General features: G+C 72.2%; 20 protein-coding genes and 1 pseudogene. 10 read left to right on the forward strand and 11 right to left on the reverse strand.

Annotated elements, in window-relative coordinates; all coding sequences use genetic code 11:
- The first annotated feature begins 7 nt into the window (after positions 1-7).
- Complete coding sequence (locus N912_RS53375) at positions 8-403, forward strand: RidA family protein (RefSeq protein WP_051580508.1); 396 nt, start codon at positions 8-10, stop codon at positions 401-403.
- Here the strand turns inward: N912_RS53375 and N912_RS0120435 are convergent.
- The 5 genes from N912_RS0120435 to N912_RS0120455 are packed head-to-tail and all read right to left on the reverse strand — an operon-like array spanning position 400 to position 5,806.
- Positions 400-1,197, reverse strand: coding sequence for an ABC transporter permease (locus N912_RS0120435; protein WP_028923862.1), 798 nt, complete (start codon positions 1,195-1,197; stop codon positions 400-402). The two genes, N912_RS53375 and N912_RS0120435, sit on opposite strands and share 4 nt — an antisense overlap.
- Positions 1,198-1,208: 11 nt before the next feature.
- Positions 1,209-2,078 carry an ABC transporter permease gene (locus N912_RS0120440; protein ID WP_037065773.1) on the reverse strand — a complete coding sequence of 290 codons (870 nt, stop codon included), beginning with the start codon at positions 2,076-2,078 and terminating at the stop codon, positions 1,209-1,211.
- 2 nt (positions 2,079-2,080) lie between these two features.
- Entirely contained in the window at positions 2,081-3,286 is a 1,206-nt protein-coding gene (locus N912_RS0120445; RefSeq protein WP_028923864.1) for an ABC transporter substrate-binding protein, read from the reverse strand.
- A gap of 28 nt (positions 3,287-3,314) precedes the next feature.
- On the reverse strand, positions 3,315-4,355 hold the full coding sequence (locus N912_RS0120450; protein ID WP_037065910.1) for an ABC transporter ATP-binding protein: 1,041 nt from the start codon (positions 4,353-4,355) through the stop codon (positions 3,315-3,317).
- A gap of 29 nt (positions 4,356-4,384) precedes the next feature.
- Positions 4,385-5,806, reverse strand: coding sequence for an aminobutyraldehyde dehydrogenase (locus N912_RS0120455; RefSeq protein WP_028923866.1), 1,422 nt, complete (start codon positions 5,804-5,806; stop codon positions 4,385-4,387).
- Positions 5,807-5,920: 114 nt separating this feature from the next.
- Between N912_RS0120455 and N912_RS0120460 the strand changes: the two genes are divergently transcribed.
- From N912_RS0120460 to N912_RS0120470, 3 genes are all read left to right on the forward strand, one after another.
- The gene (locus tag N912_RS0120460) at positions 5,921-6,673 is read left to right on the forward strand and encodes a FadR/GntR family transcriptional regulator (RefSeq protein ID WP_028923867.1); all 753 of its coding nucleotides are present in this window, start codon (positions 5,921-5,923) and stop codon (positions 6,671-6,673) included.
- A gap of 24 nt (positions 6,674-6,697) precedes the next feature.
- Positions 6,698-7,426 (forward strand): cache domain-containing protein, encoded by a 729-nt coding sequence (locus N912_RS0120465; RefSeq protein ID WP_028923868.1) that lies wholly within the window; start codon positions 6,698-6,700, stop codon positions 7,424-7,426.
- Between the two features lie 381 nt (positions 7,427-7,807).
- Positions 7,808-8,071, forward strand: a complete 264-nt coding sequence (locus N912_RS0120470; RefSeq protein WP_245645360.1) for a hypothetical protein — start codon at positions 7,808-7,810, stop codon at positions 8,069-8,071.
- A gap of 51 nt (positions 8,072-8,122) precedes the next feature.
- On the opposite strand, the gene N912_RS53380 is transcribed toward N912_RS0120470, so the two are convergent.
- From N912_RS53380 to N912_RS0120490, 4 genes are all read right to left on the reverse strand, one after another.
- A complete protein-coding gene (locus N912_RS53380) occupies positions 8,123-8,434 on the reverse strand; it encodes an STAS domain-containing protein (protein WP_169747916.1) in 312 nt (103 codons plus the stop codon).
- Positions 8,435-8,604: 170 nt separating this feature from the next.
- A complete protein-coding gene (locus N912_RS53385; protein ID WP_051580510.1) occupies positions 8,605-8,961 on the reverse strand; it encodes a DUF427 domain-containing protein in 357 nt (118 codons plus the stop codon).
- Positions 8,962-9,181: 220 nt separating this feature from the next.
- Positions 9,182-10,972, reverse strand: a complete 1,791-nt coding sequence (locus tag N912_RS0120485; RefSeq protein ID WP_028923870.1) for a thiamine pyrophosphate-requiring protein — start codon at positions 10,970-10,972, stop codon at positions 9,182-9,184.
- 85 nt (positions 10,973-11,057) lie between these two features.
- Entirely contained in the window at positions 11,058-12,974 is a 1,917-nt protein-coding gene (locus N912_RS0120490) for an acyl-CoA dehydrogenase family protein (protein ID WP_051580639.1), read from the reverse strand.
- 81 nt (positions 12,975-13,055) lie between these two features.
- On the opposite strand from N912_RS0120490, the gene N912_RS0120495 reads away from it, so the two are divergent.
- Genes N912_RS0120495 through N912_RS67035 form a run of 3 tightly spaced genes read left to right on the forward strand, consistent with a single transcriptional unit; the run spans position 13,056 to position 16,508 of the window.
- On the forward strand, positions 13,056-14,336 hold the full coding sequence (locus tag N912_RS0120495; protein ID WP_028923872.1) for an acetyl-CoA C-acetyltransferase: 1,281 nt from the start codon (positions 13,056-13,058) through the stop codon (positions 14,334-14,336).
- Positions 14,333-15,652, forward strand: coding sequence for a 3-oxoacyl-ACP reductase (locus tag N912_RS0120500; protein WP_028923873.1), 1,320 nt, complete (start codon positions 14,333-14,335; stop codon positions 15,650-15,652). Before N912_RS0120495 ends, N912_RS0120500 begins: the two co-directional genes overlap by 4 nt.
- 4 nt (positions 15,653-15,656) lie before the next feature.
- A complete protein-coding gene (locus N912_RS67035) occupies positions 15,657-16,508 on the forward strand; it encodes a MaoC family dehydratase (RefSeq protein ID WP_028923874.1) in 852 nt (283 codons plus the stop codon).
- A gap of 186 nt (positions 16,509-16,694) precedes the next feature.
- Here the strand turns inward: N912_RS67035 and N912_RS67040 are convergent.
- A pseudogene (locus tag N912_RS67040) lies at positions 16,695-16,799 on the reverse strand (hypothetical protein); the annotation flags it as partial.
- A 486-nt stretch (positions 16,800-17,285) separates the two neighbouring features.
- Here N912_RS67040 and N912_RS0120515 point away from each other — a divergent pair.
- The 3 genes from N912_RS0120515 to N912_RS0120525 all read left to right on the forward strand — a co-directional run bounded on the left by N912_RS0120515 (position 17,286) and on the right by N912_RS0120525 (position 19,377).
- Positions 17,286-18,257: a hypothetical protein gene (locus N912_RS0120515; RefSeq protein ID WP_028923876.1), complete on the forward strand. Its 972-nt coding sequence runs from the start codon at positions 17,286-17,288 to the stop codon at positions 18,255-18,257.
- 191 nt (positions 18,258-18,448) lie between these two features.
- Positions 18,449-19,054, forward strand: coding sequence for a dihydrofolate reductase family protein (locus N912_RS0120520; RefSeq protein ID WP_028923877.1), 606 nt, complete (start codon positions 18,449-18,451; stop codon positions 19,052-19,054).
- Positions 19,051-19,377, forward strand: a complete 327-nt coding sequence (locus N912_RS0120525; RefSeq protein WP_028923878.1) for an alpha/beta fold hydrolase family protein — start codon at positions 19,051-19,053, stop codon at positions 19,375-19,377. The genes N912_RS0120520 and N912_RS0120525 overlap by 4 nt, the downstream gene beginning before the upstream one ends.
- On the opposite strand, the gene N912_RS0120530 is transcribed toward N912_RS0120525, so the two are convergent.
- Positions 19,341-20,324, reverse strand: coding sequence for an aldo/keto reductase (locus N912_RS0120530; protein ID WP_037065780.1), 984 nt, complete (start codon positions 20,322-20,324; stop codon positions 19,341-19,343). The two genes, N912_RS0120525 and N912_RS0120530, sit on opposite strands and share 37 nt — an antisense overlap.
- Between the last annotated feature and the right edge of the window lie 22 nt (positions 20,325-20,346).

Below are 20,346 nucleotides of genomic sequence, written 5' to 3' on the forward strand. Positions count from 1 at the left end.
AACGTCAGTGGGAACCAAGCGGATCGTGCCCGTCGACGGGCTGGAGGACCCGAGCGAGTACGGCTACTCACAGTGCGTGGTGGTGGGCCGTCAGGTGTTCCTGGCCGGGCAGTGCGGCCTGGGCACCGACCACGAGGTGGTCTCGCTCGACTTCGCCGAGCAGTGCCGCGCGGCCCTCGACCGGGTCCGGCTCGGGGTCGAGGCGGCCGGCGGCACCCTCGACGACATCGTCACCATGACCGTGTTCATCACCGACGTCCGCCACGGCCGCGTCTTCACCGGCATCCGCCGCGAGTACTTCGGCGACCGCTTCCCGGCCAGCGCCCTGATCGGCGTGTCCAGCCTGATGCCGCCCGGCGCCATGATCGAGATCCAGGCCACCGCCGTGCTCCCCGGACCCTAGAGCCGGCCGCCGCCCGCGCTGTCGCCGGACAGCCGCTGCGCCAGGTACACCGGGACCGTCGACACCACGACAAGCACCGCGGCCACCACGTTCACGATCGGGGCCTGGTTCGGCCGGAACAGGTTGTTCAGGATCCAGATCGGCAGCGTCTCCAGCCCGGTGCCCAGGGTGAACGTGGTCACGATGATCTCGTCGAAGGACAGCGCGAACGCCAGCAACCCGCCGGCGAGCAGCGCCGAGCGCAGCAGCGGGAAGGTCACCAGCCGGAACGTGGTGAACCCGTCCGCGCCGAGGTCGGCGGACGCCTCGTCCAGGTTCCCGCCCATCCGGCGCAGCCTGGCCACCACGTTGTTGAACACCACCACTATGCAGAACGTGGCGTGCGCGACGATCGCGGTGAACAGCCCGAGGCCCACCCCGAGCACGGTGCGGAAGGCGTTGTTCAGCGCGATGCCGGTGACGATGCCGGGCAGCGCGATCGGCAGCACCAGCAGCAGCGACACCGCGTCCCGGCCGAAGAACCGATAACGCCGCAGCGCGAACGCCGCCATCGTGCCGAGCACCAGCGCGATGGCCGTGGCGGCCAGCCCGGCCCGCACGCTGGTCCACAGCGCGGCCAGCACGCCGGCGTTCCCCGCGGCGCGGACCCACCACTGCGCGGTCAGCGTGGACGGCGGCCAGCCGAACGTGGCGTCCGCGTTGAACGAGTTCAGCAGCACCAGCAGCAGCGGGAAGTAGATCACCGCGAGCCCGGCCGCCAGCGCGCCGTAGAGCACCCACCGCGACGTCCGCACGACGACCTCCTTTACAGATTGTCCAACGCGCCCGTGCGCCTGGCGGCGGCCAGGTAACCGATCATGATCACCACCGGGACCAGGGCGACGGTGGCCGCGAACGGCAGGTTGTTGGCCGCGCCGATGTTGCTGTAGACGACGTTGCCCAGCATCTGGCTGGTGCCGCCGACGATCTGCACGGTGATGTAGTCGCCCAGCGACAGCGAGAACGTGAAGATCGACCCGGCCACCACGGCGGGCATGGTCAGCGGCAGGATCACCGTGCGGAACGCCCGCAACGGCTTCGCGCCCAGGTCCCCGGCCGCGTCCACCAGCGAGCCGGGCAGCCGCTCCAGGCCGGCGAAGATGGGCAGGATCATGTACGGCAGCCACAGGTAGGACAGCGTGATCACGGTGGCCGCCAGCCCGTAGCCCGGGGTGTCCAGCCCGAACGGGCTCAGCAGCCAGTGCAGCACCCCCTGCCCGGACAGCATCGCCCGCCAGGCATAGGCCTTCACCAGGTACGACGCCCACAGCGGGGTCAGCACCGCGATCACCAGCACCCGCCGCGCCGCCGGTGGCACCACCCGGGCCATGCAGAACGCCATCGGGAACGCGATCACCGCGTCCACCACCGTGACCACCGCCGCGATGCCCACCGTGCGCAGCGTGATCGTCCGATAGACCGAGTCGGTCACCAACGCCCGGAAGTTCTCCAGGGTCAGCTCCGGCACCACCAGCCCGGTGAACGTGTCGGTCCGCCAGAACGCCGTGACGAACAGCGCGCCCAGCGAGCCCAGGTAGGCCAGCCCCAGCCAGGCCAGCGGCCCGGACAACAACACCCCCAGCCGTACCCCCGGCCGCCGCCGCAGGAACCGCGACACCGGGTAGGACAGGGCCATCGTCAGCCCTTGATCTCGGTCCAGGCCCGCGTCCACTGGCCGTAGTCGGTGCACCTGGTGTCGCTGCGCCCGTCCAGGCACTGCTCGATCGGCGTGGTCCAGTACTGGATCTTCGAGGCGAACGCCGCGTCGCCGGCGTGGTAGGTGTCGCAGAACCCCTTGTCGGTGGTCTGGGCGCACGCCTTGGAGTTCGCCGGCGCCTCGCCGAAGTACTCCGCGACCTCGGCGTTCGTCTTCGGGCTGACGATGTGGTTGAGCCACAGGTAGCCGCAGGTCTTGTGCGGCGAGCGGGCGGCCAGCATCCAGGTGTCCGACCAGCCGGTGGCGCCCTCGGACGGGATGGCGGCGTCCAGCGGGGTGCCCTCGGCCTTGGTCACGTTCACCGTGACCTGCCATCCGGTGCCGACCACCGCGTCGGCGTTCTTGAGCGCCTGGCTCTCCTTCAGGTAGTCCGACCAGTACTCGCCGACCATCGGCCGCTGCCGCTTGAGCAGGTCCACCGCGGCCTGGAACTGCGCCTGGTCCAGCGCGTACGGGTTCTTGATGCCGAGCTGGGGCTGGTGGGCCATCAGGTACAGCGCGGCGTCGGCGATGTAGATCGGCGAGTCGTAGGCGACGATCTTGCCGTGGTAGGGCGAGCCGGGTTCGAACATGACCGACCAGGAGGTCGGGGCCGGGGTCACCTTGTCGGTGCGCCAGGTCAGCAGGTTCGCGCCCCAGCCGTGCGGGATGCCGTAGGCCACCCCGTTCACGCTGTTCCAGGACCTGTTCTTGAGGAACTCGAAGGTGTCGGCGTAGTTGGGCACCAGCGCGGTGTTGACCGGCTCCACGTCGCCGGAGGCGATCAGGCGCAGCGAGGCGTCGCCGGACGCGGACACCACGTCGTACTGGCCGGTCTTCATCAGCGTGACCGCCTCGTCCGAGGTGCCGAACGTCTTGACGTTGACCTTGCAGCCGGTCTGCTGCTCGAACGGGGCCACCCAGTTCACCTTGGGGTCGTTGCCGCCGTTCTCCGCGTAGCCGGGCCAGGCCAGGACGGTGAGCTGGCCCTCCGGCTGCCCGAGCTTCGGCATCGCCGGCAGCGACGGCGGGCTGAAACCCTTCGCCCCCGGCTGCGCGCCGGTTCCCGATCCGCCCGACGTCCCGCAGGCCGCGACCAGCAGGCCGGCGCAGAGCACGCCGGCGAGCAGCGCCTTCCGATTCCTCATCACAACCCCTTTGTCGCGCCGATACCGACTACCGCCCGTCCGGGACCCGGAAGCAGTGCTCGCGCCGCCAGGCCAGCCGCACCCGGTCCTCGGGCCGCACCGGCAGCTCCGAGACGTTCTGGCGCAGCACCGACAGCCGCCCGCCGACGTCCAGGGAGACCTCGTAGCGCACCAGCGCCCCGGCGAAGACCACGGCGGTGACCGTCCCGGTGGCGTTGACCTCGCCGTCCTCGGCGGGGGTGGACAGCTCGCCGTCCAGCCGGATCTTCTCCGGACGGATGCTGAACACCCCCGACCGCCCGAGCAGCGACTCGGCGGCCGGCCCTGCGACCAGGTTCGAGGTGCCCACGAACCCGGCGACGAACGCGCTGGCCGGCCGTTCGTACACCTCGGCGGGGGTGCCGACCTGTTCCACCCCGCCCTTGTTGACCACCGCTATCCGGTCGCTCATGGTGAGCGCCTCACCCTGGTCATGGGTGACGAACACGAACGTGATGCCCACGTCGCGCTGGATCTGCTTGAGCTCGGTCTGCATGGCCAGCCGCAGCGTCAGGTCCAGCGCGCCGAGCGGCTCGTCGAGCAGCAGCACCTTCGGCCGGTTCACCAGCGCCCTGGCCAGCGCCACCCGCTGGCGCTCGCCGCCGGAGAGCTGGGCGGGCATCCGCGAGCCGTAGTCGTCCAGCCGCACCGTGCGCAGCGCCTCGCGCACCCGTTCCCGGCGTTCGGCGACGGGCACCCGCTTGACCCGCAGGCCGTACTCCACGTTGCGCGCCACGCTCATGTGCGGGAACAGCGCGTAGTCCTGGAACACCGTGTTGACGTCCCTGTCGAACGGGGCCAGCGCGGTGACGTCGCGGCCGTCCAGCTCGACGGTGCCCTCGGTCGGGGCCTCGAAGCCGGCGATCATCCGCAGCAGCGAGGTCTTGCCCGAGCCGGACGGGCCGAGCATCGCGAAGAACTCCCCGGCGTGGATGTCCAGGTCCACCCGGTCCACCGCGCGCACCTTCCCGAAGTCCTTGCGCAGCCCGCGCAGCCGCACCGCCGGGTGGGCGGGCACCCGCCGCGGCATCGCCGTCTCCTCCGAGCTGGACACAGCCGTCACAGGGCGCTCATCACGTGCTTGACCCGGGTGTAGTCCTCCAGCCCGTACATCGACAGGTCCTTGCCGTACCCGGAGCGCTTGAACCCGCCGTGCGGCATCTCGGCCACCAGCGGGATGTGCGTGTTGATCCACACGCAGCCGAAGTCCAGCCGCGCCGCGCACCGCATGGCGCGGGCGTGGTCGGCGGTCCACACCGAGGACGCCAGCCCGTACCGAACCCCGTTGGCGGCGGCCACCGCCTCCTCCTCGGCGTCGAACGACTGCACGGTGATCACCGGCCCGAACACCTCGTTCTGGCTGATCTCGTCGTCCTGGCGCACCCCGGCGACCACCGTCGGGGCGTAGAAGTAGCCCTCGTCCCCGACCCGCCGGCCGCCGCTGGTCACCGAGGCGTGGTCGGGCAGCCGGTCCACGAACCCGCTCACCCTGGCCAGCTGCGCGGAGTTGTTCAGCGGCCCGTAGAGCACGTCCTCGTCGTCCGGGCGGCCGGTCCTGGTGGCGCTGGCCTGCCCGGTCAGCTCGGAGACGAACTCGTCGTGCGCGCCGCCACCGACCAGCACCCTGGTCGCCGCCGTGCAGTCCTGGCCGCCGTTGAAGTACCCGGCCACCGCTATCGCCTCGGCCACCGCGGCCAGGTCGGCGTCCGGGAACACGATCACCGGTGCCTTCCCGCCCAGCTCCAGGTGGACCCGCTTGACGTCGGCGGCCGCCGATCCGGCCACCTCGATCCCGGCGCGCACCGACCCGGTGATGGACACCATGGCCGGGACCTCGTGCGCGACCAGCGCGCGGCCGGTGTCGCGGTCCCCGCAGATCACGTTGAGCACCCCGGGCGGCAGGAACTCCGCGCAGATCTCGGCCAGCAGCAGGGTGGACGCCGGCGTGGTGTCCGAGGGCTTGAGCACCACCGTGTTCCCGGCCGCCAGCGCCGGCGCGATCTTCCAGATGGCCATCAGCAGCGGGTAGTTCCATGGCGTGACCTGCGCACACACCCCGACCGGTTCGCGCCGCACGAACGAGGTGTGCCCGGCCAGGTACTCCCCGGCCGCACGGCCCTCCAGCACCCTGGCGGCGCCGGCGAAGAACCGCAGCTGGTCGAGCACCATCGGGATCTCCTCGGCCATGGTCACCGCCAGCGGCTTGCCGGTGTTCGCCGACTCGACGGCCACCATCTCCTCGGCCCGGCGCTGCACCGCGTCGGCGATCCGCAGCAGGGCCAGCTGGCGCTCGGCCGGCGTCGTCGACCCCCACGACTCGAACGCCGTGGCCGCAGCGGCCAGCGCGCGGTCCACGTCCTCGGCGCGCGCCACCGGGGCGGTGGTGTACGCCAGCCCGGTGACCGGGTCGATGATCTCGGCCACCGGGCCGGACAGTGCATCGACGTACCGCCCGCCGACGAAGTGCCTCAACTGGTCCACGGGACGCTCCTCGAATGTGACGCCGGACACTCTGACAAAAACATATAAGTCCATATGTCAAATGACAATGGCTAGACTCCGGCCGGAAGGAACCCACAGGTCGGGAAGGACGCGATGGTCCGCCGCATGTCGCACAGCGCGCGGTCGGCCGTGTTCGCGCCGCTGGAGCAGGCCGGCCGCGCCGAGGCGGTGACCCGGCGGTTGGTGGACGCGATCACCCTGGGGCTGCTCCGCGATGCCGAACAGCTGCCCAGCGAGACCGAGCTGGCCGGCCGGTTCGGCGTGTCCACGGTGACCGTGCGGGAGGCGCTGGTCGCGTTGCGCCAGCTCGGGCTGGTGGAGACCCGCCGAGGGCGCGGCGGGGGCAGCTTCGTGCGGACCCCCGCCGACTCCCAGGGCTCTCCCGCCGAGGCCTGGCGGCGGCGCCTGCGCGCGGTGTCCCTGACCGACCTGCGCGACGTCGGCGACCACTACCTGGCGATCGCCGGCACCGCGGCCAAGCTGGCCGCCGAGCGCAGCACCGCCGACGACATGGACCGTCTCCGGCTGGCCACCGAGGACATCGCCGCCGCGACCGGGACGGCGGCCTCGCGCGCCGAGCGGCACTTCCACCTGGAGGTCGCGGCGGCCGCGCAGTCGCCCCGGCTGACCCGTCAGGAGCTCCAGCTCCAGGCCGAACAGGGCGGGCTGTTGTGGCTTCCGGTCGGCCGCACGGATCACCACGAGCACGCGTACGCCGCGCACGACGCGATCACGAAGGCCATCGCGGACGGCGACGGCGAGCTGGCCCGGCGGCTGACCGAGCGCCACATCCTGGACGCGATCGACCGGCTGGCGGAGCTACACCTGGACCTGATCGATCCGTAAGCTTCCAACCCTGGGGTGAGCACCGTGACGGACACGCGGACGCGAACCGGCGACGACGTCGTCGAGCAGGTGTCGAGCATCGTGGAAGGGGTCTTCACCGGCCTCGAACCGCTGCTCGCCGCCGCCGAGGCGCTGCTCGCCGCCCCCGGGCGGCCGACCGCCACCGACCTGGAGCGGCTGCGCCCGCCGGTGCTGGACACCCTCGGCGGGCTGGTCGTCGGCGCCGGCTTCATCGCCGCCCCGCACGCCCTGGCCGACCAGGAGTTCGGCTTCGAGTGGTGGACCACCGCGTTCACCGGCACGCCCAGCCAGCTGTTCATCAGCCTGGACCCCGCCAGCGACCACTTCCTGGACTACACCCGCCAGTCCTGGTTCACCGTGCCCCGCGACACCGGGCGCCGGCACATCACCGGCCCGTACGTCGACTACCTGTGCACCGACGAGTACACCCTGACCTTCACCATCCCGGTCCGCCGAGGCCGGGCGTTCGCCGGCGTGGTCGGCGCCGACATGTTCGTCCGCGAGTTCGAACACGCCGTACAGCCGAGCCTGGACCGGACGGCCCGCGCCGCGCTGGTGAACGCGCAGGGCAGGGTGATCGTGTCCACCCTGGCGCGGCAGGTCACCGGGTCGGTGGTCCGCGAGCCGGACGTCCCGGCGTGGTGGACCTCCGGCGCCGAGTCACTGACCGGCCCCCGCGCCACGCTGCGCCGCTGCGGCAACGCCCCGATCGCCCTGCTGACCGAGCCGTGACCCTGGTAGTGGTCGTAGGTCTCGCGGATATGTGGTCGACCGCGACCCTCGGCTGGGCGAGATGTCCGAGTGAGAGGTCCCCCTGCGCGAGACCCTGTACCGATGACGACCCTGTACCGATGACGACATTGCCCGAACCCGAGAGCGCACCGAGGCGCCCAGCATCCGATCTCCGGGCGGTCACCGTCTACGTCGTGGCCGTGGTGCTGGGCGGAGTGGGCGGCTTCGCGCTCACCAAGCTCGTCGGTAAACCGGGCACAAATCGATAACAACCGGTATATCCCGGCACGTGCCGGGCATCACCCGCTCATGACGACAGATCGCGGGTCTCCCGGAACGGCTACCAGGATCGGCGCGACGTTCGGCCGAGCGGTTGACTTCGTGAGCGGGGCGGTCCGTCTGGTTGGTGTGGTCTTCGCCGCCATCCTCGTCGGGAACATCGTGCTCACACTCCTCGATGCCAACCCCGAGAACCAGATCACCACGTTCTTCGCCGATTCCTCCAGCAAGCTCGCGCTCTGGTTCGACGGGCTGTTCACCCCCGACGACCCGAAGCTCGCCCTGCCGATCAACCACGGCCTCGCCGCGGTGTTCTGGCTCGTGGCGGCCGCGATCGTCGCGCGCCTGCTGCGTGCACTGCGCTGACGTCCGCAAGCGGGTTCCCCGGTCGGGCGGCGTGACCCCGCGCACCGGTCGTCATGCCACCGCGGCGTCGAGCGGCAGGAGCCGGTCCTCGTCGGCGGCTCGGATCGCTCGCAACGCGGCGTTGCTGGGGTTGACCACCTCGAAGCCGAGCCCGCGAATCCGACAGAGCCGGCAGGCGTTGGTCAGGGCGCACAGGCCGGCGGCGTCGACGAAGTCCAACCGGGCGAGGTCGACGACCACCCCGTGGCTGGCGCGCGAGCACGCGTAGGTCAGCTTGATGTCCAGCATCGTGGCGTTGGAGAGATCCACTTCGCCCTGCACCACCACCTCGGTGCGAACCCCCGGACCATCGTTGATCGACACATGCATCAGTGGGCGCATGGCAGCGTCCCCTCCGCCGTTGGGATACCTCGTTGCCCTCCCGACCACCGTGGCCGGCCTACCCGCTCCGGCGCCGGCCATACGTGAGCGGCCGGTGCCCTGGTTCGACGACGGTCAGCGGCACCACGCGCACGGCGTGCGGCGCTGCCTGCCTACTCGTGGGGGCTGGCCCCGCGCGGGTGCAGCCACCCGCGCACCGCGTCGCCGAACCGGTCGACGATCCAGGTCGGCGGGCGGGGGTCCCGAGCGGGCAGCTGCGTGGGTATCGCCCGGCTGTCCACGCGAACGTCCACCTTGGCGTCGTCGAAGCACCAGTATCCGGCGATCTTGCCGGCCTCGGGCAACGGGTCGCGGTAGCACCACGCCACGTCCGCGACCTCGCCGGCGCCGGCGTAGCTCGCCGTGCCCTTGTACGGGCAGACGGTGCTGGTCGACGACTCGGTGAGCTCGTCGGAGCGCAGGTCCGGCAGGTAGAACCGGTTGGGCAGCCCGGTCTCGGACACGAGCATCGGCCGTGCCGAAGGGTCGCCGATGGCAGCGGCCGCTCGCTCTGACCCGGCAGCGACACCGGGCTGCGGTTCGACCCCGACAGCGGCGGGCACGAAGCCATCCACCTCGCCGAGCTGCTCGCCGGCGGCCTGTCGAACGGCGTGAGCGGACGGTGACGGCGATGGTCCCGGCTCGCCGCGCAGCTCGGTGGCCGGGTCGGCGATCAGCGGATGACCGCCGTCATCTCCGATGCGGCAGGAACTCCTGCAGCTTGGTCTTGACCCCCTGTTTCAGCACGCCCCAGCGGTCCTCGTCGCCGTGCGCCATCGACAGCGCCGAGTCCTTCATCTGCTCCCAGCTGGCGTGTGGCGGGATGGGCGGCACGTTGGGGTCGCAGCGCACGTCGAGCACCGAGGGGCGGTCGGCGCCCAGCGCCCGCTCCCAGGCGGGAACGATCTCGTCGGGCTTGTCCACGGCGATCGCGTCGAGCCCGAGGCCCCGCGCGAACGCCGCGTAGGAGACCTCGGGCAGCGACTGGGACTCGGCGAACTTGGGCGCGCCCTGCATCGCGCGCATCTCCCAGGTGACCTGGTTGAGATCGTTGTTGTGCAGCACCGCCACGACCAGCCGGGGGTCGCTCCACTCCTGCCAGTACCGCTTGATGGTGATCAGCTCCGCGAGACCGTTCATCTGCATGGCGCCGTCGCCTTCGAGCACGATCACCGGCCGGTCCGGGTGGGCGAACTTGGCCCCGATCCCGTACGGCACACCGGGGCCCATGGTCGCCAGCGTGCCGGACAGCGAACCCCGCATCCGGCCTCGGAAGCGCAGGTTGCGGGCGTACCAGTTGGCGGCCGAGCCGGAGTCGGCGGTCACGATCGCGTCCTCGGGCAGCCGCTCGGACAGCTCGGAGAACAGCCGCATCGGGTTGATCGGGTCCGCCTCGAGCTCGGCCTGCATCCGCATGGTCTCCCACCATCGGGCCACGTCCGACTCGATCCGCTCGCGCCAGCACCGATCCGTGCGCTCGGCCAGCAACGGGATCAGCGCGCGCAGCGTGGTGGCGGCGTCGCCGACCAGGTTGACCTCGTACGGATAGCGCATGCCGACCAGCGTCGGGTCGATGTCGATCTGCACCGCGCGGGCCTGGTCGAGCTCGGGCATGAACTGGGTGTACGGGAAGCTCGAACCGACGGTGAGCAGCGTGTCGCAACCGGCCATCATCTCGTAGCTGGGCCGCGTGCCCAACAACCCGATCGCGCCGGTCACGTACGGCAGCTCGTCGGAGAGCACGTCCTTGCCCAACAGCGCCTTCGCCACCCCGGCCCCGAGCAGCTCGGCGACCCGGCGCAGCTCCTCGGCGGCACCTCGGGCGCCCGCACCGGCCAGGATCGCGACCCGCTCGCCGGCGTTGAGCACCTCGGCCGCACGGCCGAGGGCATCGCTGTCGGGCACCTGGCCGGGCTGGGTCAGCCCCAGGCTGGACGGGACCATCTTGAACTCGTGCCCGGGCGCGACGTAGTCCAGCTCCTGCACGTCCGCCGGGATGATCACCGCCGTGGCGGTGCGCCGCGCGGTGGCCACCCGGATGGCCCGGTCCAGCACGTTGGGCAGCTGCTCGGGGACCGTGACCATCTGGACGTAGTCGCTGGCCACGTCCTTGTACAGGCTGAGCAGGTCGATCTCCTGCTGGTAGGAGCCGCCCATCGCGCCGCGGTTGGTCTGCCCGACGACGGCCACCACCGGCACGTGGTCGAGCTTGGCGTCATACAGCCCGTTGAGCAGGTGGATCGCCCCCGGGCCCGACGTGGCGGCACACACGCCCACCCGCCCGGAGAACTTCGCGTAGCCCACGGCCTCGAGCGCCGACATCTCCTCATGGCGGGACTGCACGAACCGAGGCTCGTTGCCGGCTCGCACCCACGCGGCCATGATGCCGTTGATGCCGTCACCCGGGTAACCGAACACGTACTCGACGCCCCACTGGCGGAGGCGACGCAAGACGTAGTCACCGACGGTCTGCGTTGGCATGAGACTTCCTCTTCCCGGCCGAGGACGGTTTCGTCACCATCCCCGCTCAGGCCGGCGCCAAACATGAACCGGCCGGTCCGAACCGTCACGGTCGCACGATGGCGGCGTCCAGCCAGGCTTCGGGGATGTCGAAACCGTCGACGAGGGTGCGCGCGTGCGGGCGCAGCTCCGCGCAGAGGTGGTTGAGCGTGGCGGTGACGGCCTTGGCCTGGTTGGGGGTCAGGCGTCCGTGTTCGAGGAACCAGCCCCGGTCCGCCGCGATGTGGTCGAGCGCGTGCAGGGCGCGGAGCCGGTCGAGCAGCTCGCGCACGCCGCGGTCCGGGCATCTCTGGATGGCGGCGGTGAACGTGTCGAGCACCAGCCGGTCGACGTGGGCGCGGGCCGCCGCCAGCACGTGGTCCTGGGCGGCGTTGAACACCGCGAACGGGTCGGCGCCGGGCGCGGTGGCGCGCCGCAGCCGCCGGGTCAGGCCGGCCAGTATGTGGTCTTCCCGGTCGGCGAACAGGGAGTGGTGCCAGTCCGGGTCGTCGGGGCGCGGTTCGTGCAGGTGCTGGGCCAGGCGGCGGGCGGCGGTGTGCTCGGCCACGATGTCGGCCATCTGCTCGGTGATGAACCGGATCATGCCGAGGGTGTCCAGGTCGCCGACGTGGTCGCGGTACCGGGTGAGCAGGCCCTTGGCGACGAGCTGCAGCAGCACCGTGTTGTCGCCCTCGAACGTGGTGAACACGTCGGTGTCGGCCTTGAGCTGGGGCAGTCGGTTCTCGGCCAGGTAGCCGGCGCCTCCGCAGGCCTCCCGGCAGGCCTGGATGGTCGCGGTGGCGTGCCAGGTGGCGACCGCCTTGATCCCGGCCGCCCTGGTCTCCAGCTCGCGTTGCGCGGACTCGTCGGTGGTGCCGCCGGTCTGCACCTCGTGCAGGGTCTCCACCAGGGCCTGTTGGGCGAACCGCAGCGCGTAGGTGGTGGCCAGCGCCGGCAGCAGGCGTCGCTGGTGGGCGAGGTAGTCCAGCACCGGCAGCTCGCTCGTCGACCCGGGCGCGGCGAACTGGCGGCGGGTCAGGCCGTAGCGGATCGCGATGGCCAGCGCGGTCTGGGTGGCGCTCTGTGCGGCGCCGGCCACGCTGACCCGGCCCCTGACCAGGGTGCCGAGCATGGTGAAGAACCGCCGGCTCTCGTTGTCGATCGGGCTGGTGTAGCGGCCGTCGGGGTCGACGTCGCCGTACCTGTTCAGCAGGGCGTCGCGGGGGACCCGGACCCGGTCGAAGCTCAGCCGCCCGTTGTCCACGCCGTTCAGCCCGGCCTTCGGCCCACAGTCGGCGATGGTCACGCCGGGGCACGGCCGGCCTTCGCGGTCCCGGATCGGGACCAGCAGCGCGTGCACCCCGTGCCGGCCGCCCGGGGTGAGCAGCTGGGCGAACACCACCGCGAGGCGCCCGTCCACCGCCGCGTTCCCGATGTAGTCCTTGCGCGCGGCCTGCGACGGGGTGTGCACCACGAACTCGCCGGTCGCGGGGTCGTAGCCGGCCGTCGTCTCCAGGGCCTGGACGTTGCTGCCGTGCCCGGTCTCGGTCATCGCGAAGCAGCCGGGCAGCGAGTAGTCCATGATCGCCGGCAGGTAGCGGGCGTGGTGCGCCTCGGTGCCCAGGGCCTGCACCGCGCCGCCGAACAGCCCCCACTGGACGCCGGCCTTCACCATCAGCGACAGGTCGCCGTAGGCGAGCATCTCGATCGAGGTCACCGAGCCGCCGATGTCGTCGCGGCCGCCGTGGCGCGCGGAGAAGCCGAGCCGGGGCCGGCCGCTCTCGGCGAGCAGCCGCATGCCCTCCGCCACCCTGGCGCGGTGCTCGGCCACGCTCCACTCCGGGTCGGGATGCAGCCGCCGCTCGCCCAACTGGGCCCGAACGTCCGCCCTGACCGCCCGCCAGCGGCCGTCCAGCAGGGTGCGCAACGCCTCGATGTCGATCTCGGAAGGCACGCGTGAGGTGGTGCTCGGCGTGGTACTCATGGCGACTCCGATGCGGATCGGCGGACGGGTGCCCACCGGTGTGGTACCCGGTGCCGGCGTCGACTACCACGGGAGCTCGTCATGGCGGACACCACTCGCCGCGCGGCCGTGCTCGGCGGCAACCGGCTCCCGTTCGCGCGCTCCGGCGGGCACTACGCCCGCGCGTCCGACCAGGACATGCTCACCACCACGCTGGACGGCCTGGTGGCCCGCTTCGGGCTGCGCGAGCGTCGGCTGGGCGAGGTGGTGGCCGGCGCGGTGCTCAAGCACAGCAGGGACCGCGACCTGACCAGGGAGGCGGTGCTGGGCGGCTGGCTGTCCCCGGCGACCCCGGCCTACGACCTGCAGCGGGCCTGCGGCACCGGGCTGGAGGCCACCGTCGCGGTGGCCAACAAGATCGCCCTCGGGCAGGTGGAGAGCGGGATCGCCGGCGGGGTGGACAGCGCCAGCGACGCGCCGATCGCGCTCAACGACGAGCTGCGCCGGGTACTGCTGCGGCTGAACCAGGCCCGCACCACCGGCGCCCGGCTGGCCGCGCTGCGCGGGCTGCGCCCCGGCCAGGTCGTGCCGGAGGTGCCGCGCAACGCCGAGCCGCGCACCGGCATGTCCATGGGCGAGCACGCCGCGATCACCGCCGCCCGGTGGGGGATCGGGCGCGCCGAGCAGGACGAGCTGGCCGCCGCCAGCCACCGCAACCTGGCCGCCGCCTACGACCGAGGCTTCTTCGACGACCTGCTCACCCCGTACCTGGGGCTGACCAGGGACGCCAACCTGCGCGCGGACGCCTCGACCGAGTCGCTGGCCAGGCTGCGGCCGGTGTTCGGCGGCGCCGAGGGGACCATGACCGCCGGCAACTCCACCCCGCTCTCCGACGGCGCGTCGGCCGTGCTGCTGGGCAGCGACGAGTGGGCGGCACGCCACGGGCTGCCCGTGCTGGCGCACCTGGTGGACGCCGAGACCGCGGCGGTGGACTACGTGCACGGCGACGAGGGCCTGCTGATGGCGCCCGTCCACGCGGTGCCCCGGCTGCTCGAACGCAACGGGCTGACGCTGCGGGACTTCGACCTCTACGAGATCCACGAGGCGTTCGCCTCCACCGTGCTGGCCACCCTCGCGGCGTGGGAGGACAAGACGTACTGCGCCGAGCGGCTCGGGCTGGAGGCACCGCTCGGGCCGATCGACAGGTCCCGGCTCAACGTGGCCGGCTCCTCGCTCGCGGCCGGCCACCCGTTCGCCGCCACCGGCGGTCGCATCGTGGCCACCCTGGCCAAGCTCCTCGCCGAACAGGGCTCGGGGCGCGGCCTGATCTCGATCTGCGCCGCCGGCGGCCAGGGGGTGGCGGCGATCCTGGAGGCGCCATGACCGACTGGTACGCCCGGATGCTGAACGCGCCGGTGGGCGGGCCGCTGGCCCGGCGGCTCGGGTTGCCCCGGCCCGCCGAGCTGCGCCGCCACCACCCCGGCCAGCCGCTGGTCGACGGCCCGGTGCTGATCGGCGCCGCGGGCCCGAGCCGGCGGCTGGCCGACCACGTGCAGGCGCTGCTCGAACCGGACGCCACCGCCGACCCGGGCGGACGCCTCGGCGCGGCGGTGCTGGACGCGACGGGCCTTGCCGAGCTGGCCGAGCTGGGCGCGGCCATGGAGTTCCTGCGCACCTGCGTGCGCCGGCTCGGGCCGTCCGGGCGGCTGCTGGTGCTGGCCGGCCCGCCCGAGCGGGCCGATGGGGTGGAGGCGGCGGCCGCCCGGCAGGCGCTGGAGGGGCTGGTCCGGTCGGTTGCCAAGGAGCTGCGCGACGGCGCCACCGCCAACCTGGTGCTGGTCGCCGACGACGCGGACCCGAGGGCGGGCGACTCCACCGTGCGCTTCCTGCTGTCCGCGCGCTCGGCGTACGTGGACGGACAGGTGATCCGGATCGACCCGGCGCGCACCGACGGCGGCCCGCCGCCCGCCGGCCGCGTCGCCGTGGTCACCGGCGCCGCGCGCGGCATCGGCGCCGCCACCGCCGAGGTGCTCGCCCGCGACGGCGCCACCGTGGTCTGCGTGGACCTCCCGGCGCACGGCGAGGCCCTTGCCGCCACGGCCAACCGGACCGGCGGCACCGCGCTGCAGCTCGACATCACCACCCCCGACGCGCCGGCGCGGCTGGTCTCGCACCTGCGCGAACGGCACGGCGGCCTGGACGTCGTGGTCCACAACGCCGGCGTGAACCGGGACAAGCTGCTGGCGAACATGGACGCCGAGCGCTGGGACACGGTGCTCGCCGTGAACCTGCGCGCCCAGCTCGACCTCAACGCCGCGCTGCTGTCCGACCACGGCCCGCTGCGACCGGGCGGGCGGATCGTCTCGGTGTCCTCCACCACCGGCATCGCCGGCAACCGGGGCCAGACCAACTACGCGGCCAGCAAGGCCGGCATCATCGGCATGGTCCGCGCCCTCGCCCCCTCGGCGGCCGAACGGTCGGTCACGGTGAACGCCGTGGCCCCCGGTTTCATCGAGACCGAGATGACCGGCGCGATGCCGCTGGCCACCCGCGAGGCCGGCCGCCGCATCAACAGCCTGCGCCAGGGCGGGCTGCCCGTCGACGTGGCCGAAACCATCGCCTGGCTCGCCGAACCCGGCACCGGCGGCGTCACCGGCCAGGTGGTCCGCGTCTGCGGGCAGAGCATGCTCGGGGCCTGACGCGATGGCCACCGAACACCTGGCCGCCCCGCCCCGCCTCGCGCCCCGCTACCTGGCCGCGCTGCTGCCCCGCCGACGCCGGGACGGCACCGTCGGCGGGCGCGAGCTCGTCCTGGACGAGGTGACGGTCGACCCCGACCGGCTCGCCGACTACTGCCGGCTGTGCGGGTTCGCGCTGGACGGGACCCTGCCCACCACCTACCCGCAGGTCCTCGCGTTCCCGCTGCAGCTCGCGCTGATGACCGAACCCGGCTTCCCGTTCCGCCTCCCCGGCCTGGTGCACCTGCGCCAACGGGTCGCCCAACGGCGCCGCATCGAGCAGGGCCGCCCGCTGACGCTGCGGGTACGCGCCGAGCCACCCCGCGCGCACCGGCGGGGCGCGCGGTTCGACCTGGTCAGCGAGCTGGCCGCGAGCGGCGAGACCGCCTGGACCGGGCGCGGCACCTACCTCGCGCGCGGCGCCACCGCGCCCGGCGGCAACTCGGACGACCCCGAGCCCCGGGAGGTGCGCTCGGAACACCCCGCCGCGCGCTGGCGGGTCGCCTCGGACACCGGCCGCCGGTACGCCCGCGTCAGCGGCGACGTCAACCCGATCCACCTCCACCCGCTCTCGGCCCGGCCGCTGGGCTTCCCGGGCGCCGTCGCGCACGGCATGTGGACCGCCGCCCGCTGCGTCGCCTCGGTGGCCGGCCGGCTGCCGGAGGCGCACACCCTCGACGCGGTGTTCCGCTCACCGGTGGCGCTGCCCAGCACCGTCGAGCTGGCCCTCGCCGCCGTCACGGACGGTTGGGACCTCACGCTCCGCCCCAAGCACGGCCGGCGCCCGCACCTGGTCGCCTCGCTCCGGCACGCATAAGACGACCATGCCGTCGACGAGACCTGGCCGACGCACGGCTGGCCGGCCGCCGGCTACAGCCGGGACAAGGCATACGTGGAGCGGGCGCTGGACACCTTCGAACACGAGCGGCCGCAATGCCGCGTCGTCCGGCTCGGCGGAGATCGTCTGCAGCGCCCCGGCCTGGTCGGCGCGCCCTCCTCGGCCGAACGCCACCCGTACCGCCAGCCAGGCCACCAGCGGATGGATCAGACCATTGGCGGCCAACCCGGCGCGCGCGGCGATCCGGGCCGGCTCGCGCAGGTCCTCCACACACCGTGGGTAACCACAACCCCGGTGCTCAACACCCCCACAGCTCGACAGACCGCCCTCTCACAGCGCCGATCGATCTCGGCCGAGAGCGCAGCCGAGCTATTCCAGACCTCGAGCGCCCCGGGCGGCGACGAGATGCCGTGAGCGACTCGCGGACGGTGACGTAAGGACCTATCTGACCACCGCCGCCAATCTCGGGCACGAGACGTCATCACGGAGCGGCAGGAGATCCGGCACGACGCCGGTCCGGAGTTGAGCCGCGAGCTCGACGACATGTGGGACCAGTCCGTCCGCGGTTCCCGCTGGACCTGACCGCGCCTCGCGGCCGTCGCCGAAGGTTCAACAGGTAGACGTAGCCATGCCGCACTACTCCTGAGTAACGACTTGGCGATATCGGTGTCGCATTAATGCGCTACGGTCTCCGAATCGACGGCGTTCGCCAAAACTCAGACCCGGAGCCCGCAGGTTTAACAGAAAAGGATAGCGGTGACTGATTTCGGAGAAGAATTCGGACCACAGTTTCTGAATGACGAGGCGGTGGATGCGTTGTTCGCTGAGCTGGCCACGGGAGCCGCTGAGTTGATTCGTGATCACACCGCCGCCGAGAGGGCCGTTGACAGCTGGTCGAAAGAGAGCGACCGGCTCCTCGAGCAAAGGCAGGTACCACGGCACGAGTGGCCGAATCCGCGCGAGATCGTCGCGTCGCTGAGAGTGAATCTGGCCGTCGACGCGGAGCGTGAGCTTGATCGAACAGCCCGGGAATTTGTGGCATGGTGGGCCGACGTGGCCGGCTATGCGCTGCTGGCCACGGCGACCGGCACGCCGATCGATCGTGACCGGGTGGTCGTGGCCGCGCCGTGTGCAGCGTGGGCGTGCGACGCCGCCTCGGCGGTGTTCGAGGAGCCTGAGCAGGTCAGTGAACTGGTCGGGCTGGCGGGCTGGATGGCAGGGGCGGTGCTCGACAGCGACGCCCAACATCGCGATCTGCTCTATACCGTCAAGGACCTAGCGGCTCGTAATGGCCTGGTGATGCGACGATCCGCCCAGGGTGAGTTGATCGTTTCCGAGGACAGGGACGACCTCAACGCGGAAACATATCGTCGGCGACTCTGGGGCACGGTGTGGGCCGATCACCGTCTGCCCGAGTTGCCCGATGCTGAGCAACTTGTGAACGCGCTCATCGCATGCGGGACACCGCACCCGGTGGTTGAGGACATTCGCGCCGCCGCGGTCGCCGTGGCCGATGCATTGGCCGCGTCGGTGCGGCTGGGTGAGCTGCCCACTCTCGCCGAGCAACTCCGAGAGCGTGATCCTCTCGAGCTAGACCTCACCGACGCGGAGATCGACGCACTCCACGATCGGTGCGCCCAGGCCACAGGCCGACTAGCCAACTACGCGGAGACATTGACCCGACACCTGAGCACGATCCGGTCCGCCCGGCGAGGCGTTATCGCATGAAGCGGTGATCAGGCCCGGTCGGACGCCGTGTCGAGCGACGGTCGAGTGGGCTCCGCACCTTGGGTGAATGGCGGGGCCTACGAGACGATCGGCCGCGGCGTCATGGGTTCCTGGTTACCCCACAGCGCGGCCGATGAGTTCGTGGCTCCCGGCCGGTCGAAGCTCGTAGCACCCGCGGAAAGGACACCGTCATGGCAGAGCTTCTCGTCGACTTCATCACCTCCCTCGACGGCTACGCATCGGGAGAGGGCTGGCCCGGGTTCTGGGGCCTCGAGGGCCCGGAGTACCTCGCATGGCTCGGCGAGCAGCCCGAGGTCACCCACCTGATGGGAGCGAACACCTACCGCCAGATGTCGGGCTTCGCCGCCGGCCAGGTCCCGAACGGTGAATACGAGTTCAGGGCCGAGGAAGCGGCGTCCCTCGACGGGCTCACGCAAGCATCCAAGGTGGTGTTCTCCTCCTCGCTCGAGGAGCCACTGACCTGGGCCAACTCCACGCTCGTGCGCGGCGACGCCGTCGAGGCGGTCCGCGCCATGAAGGAGAACGGCTCGGGGCTGCTCGGCACGATCGGCAGCCTGCGCCTGAGCCGGTCCCTGCTTCGAGCCGGACTCGTCGACCGCTTCCGAGTCGTGATGTTCCCCGTGATCACCGGGGCGACGGGCGCGGAACGCATCTACGACGGCTACCCGGACGTCGCCCTCGAGATGATCGATCACCGCACTTTCGACGGCCGCATCCAGCTGGTCGAGTACAGGCCCCGCGTGCTCGAGCACCCGCCGCTGGGCGCCCCCGCGTGACGTCGCCCCGTCCGCCGGCGTCACCGCGCACCACACATCACGGCTCCTCGGCCAACAGCTACTACGAGACCGCGCACGCCGGGGCCTGGGGCGCCGGTGCGCGTTCCACGGTGCCCACCGGCGTCGCCGTGTTCCCCCTGGATGTGTCGATCCGCACCCTCGAGGCCGAACACACGATCGTGCACTGGTCCGAGTTCGACCGCGGCGGCCACTTCGCCGCCATGGAGGCCCCCGACCTGCTCGCCGGCGACATCCGGGCGTTCTTCGCCACGCTGCGCCGACGGCCTCACGCGTCCAGCGCGGCGATGAACTCCGGTGGGTAGCGGTCGCCGGCGGCGGCGCCGGGGGGTGCGGCGGCGTCGATGGCGGCGAGGCCGGCCGGGGTGAGCGTGACGGTGGCGGCCTCGGCGTTGCGTTCCAGGTTCGCGATGGTGCGGGTGCCGGGCAGGGGGACCACGTGGTCGCCTCGGTGCAGCAGCCAGGCCAGGGCGAGTTGCGCAAGCGCGATGCCGTGCTCGCGGGCGATGGGGGCGAGCGCGCGGGTGATGCGCAGGTTGGCGTCCAGGTGGGCCTCGCCGAAGCGCGGCGAGCGGCGGCGCCAGTCGTCGGCGGGCAGGTCGGCGGCGCCGGTGATGGCGCCGGTCAGCGCGCCCCGGCCGAGCGGGCTGTAGGCGACGAAGGTGATGCCCAGGTCGCGGGCCAGGGCCAGCAGCTCGCGCTCGGGCTCGCGGCTGAACAGGGAGTACTCGGTCTCCAGCGCGGCGATCGGGTGGACGGCGTTGGCGCGCCGGACGGTGTCGGCGCCGGCCTCGGACAGCCCGAGCGCGCGGACCTTGCCCTCGGCGACCAGCTCGGCCATCGCCGCGACGGTGTCCTCGATGGGCGTGGCGAGGTCGACGCGGTGCAGGTAGTACAGGTCGACGTGGTCGGTGCCGAGCCGGCGCAGGCTCGCCTCCAGCCAGCCGCGCACCCGCTCCGGCCGGCCGAGCCCGCCGCCGCCCGGCTCGGTCGGGCCGCCGCCGAACTTGGTGGCCAGCACCACCCGGTCGCGGCGGTCGGCGATCGCGCGCCCGACCAGCCGCTCGTTGTGGCCGTCGCCGTACACGTCGGCGGTGTCGATCAGGTTGATGCCCAGCTCGACGGCGCGGTGGATGGTGGCGATCCCGTCGGCGTCGGCGCTCGGGCCGTAGACGCCCGAGAGGCCCATCGCCCCGTAGCCGATCGCGCCGATGGCGGGGCCGTCCTGGCCCAGGGTCCTGCGCAGCAGCATGTGGTGTCGTCCCTTGTCGTGA

It is taken from the genome of Actinospineispora acaciae DSM 45401, from assembly GCF_000620785.1.
Taxonomy (GTDB): Bacteria; Actinomycetota; Actinomycetes; order Mycobacteriales; family Pseudonocardiaceae; genus Pseudonocardia; species Pseudonocardia acaciae.

Excerpts from the sequence above, each read along its gene's own strand:
- N912_RS0120440 (WP_037065773.1), bottom strand. The coding sequence starts at position 2,078 with ATGGCCCTGTCCTACCCGGTGTCGCGGTTCCTGCGGCGGCGGCCGGGG.
- N912_RS0120445 (WP_028923864.1), bottom strand. The coding sequence starts at position 3,286 with ATGAGGAATCGGAAGGCGCTGCTCGCCGGCGTGCTCTGCGCCGGCCTG.
- N912_RS0120450 (WP_037065910.1), bottom strand. The coding sequence starts at position 4,355 with ATGCCGCGGCGGGTGCCCGCCCACCCGGCGGTGCGGCTGCGCGGGCTG.
- N912_RS0120460 (WP_028923867.1), top strand. The coding sequence starts at position 5,921 with ATGGTCCGCCGCATGTCGCACAGCGCGCGGTCGGCCGTGTTCGCGCCG.
- N912_RS53385 (WP_051580510.1), bottom strand. The coding sequence starts at position 8,961 with ATGCTCGTGTCCGAGACCGGGCTGCCCAACCGGTTCTACCTGCCGGAC.
- N912_RS0120485 (WP_028923870.1), bottom strand. The coding sequence starts at position 10,972 with ATGCCAACGCAGACCGTCGGTGACTACGTCTTGCGTCGCCTCCGCCAG.
- N912_RS0120490 (WP_051580639.1), bottom strand. The coding sequence starts at position 12,974 with ATGAGTACCACGCCGAGCACCACCTCACGCGTGCCTTCCGAGATCGAC.
- N912_RS0120495 (WP_028923872.1), top strand. The coding sequence starts at position 13,056 with ATGGCGGACACCACTCGCCGCGCGGCCGTGCTCGGCGGCAACCGGCTC.
- N912_RS0120500 (WP_028923873.1), top strand. The coding sequence starts at position 14,333 with ATGACCGACTGGTACGCCCGGATGCTGAACGCGCCGGTGGGCGGGCCG.
- N912_RS67035 (WP_028923874.1), top strand. The coding sequence starts at position 15,657 with ATGGCCACCGAACACCTGGCCGCCCCGCCCCGCCTCGCGCCCCGCTAC.
- N912_RS0120520 (WP_028923877.1), top strand. The coding sequence starts at position 18,449 with ATGGCAGAGCTTCTCGTCGACTTCATCACCTCCCTCGACGGCTACGCA.
- N912_RS0120530 (WP_037065780.1), bottom strand. The coding sequence starts at position 20,324 with ATGCTGCTGCGCAGGACCCTGGGCCAGGACGGCCCCGCCATCGGCGCG.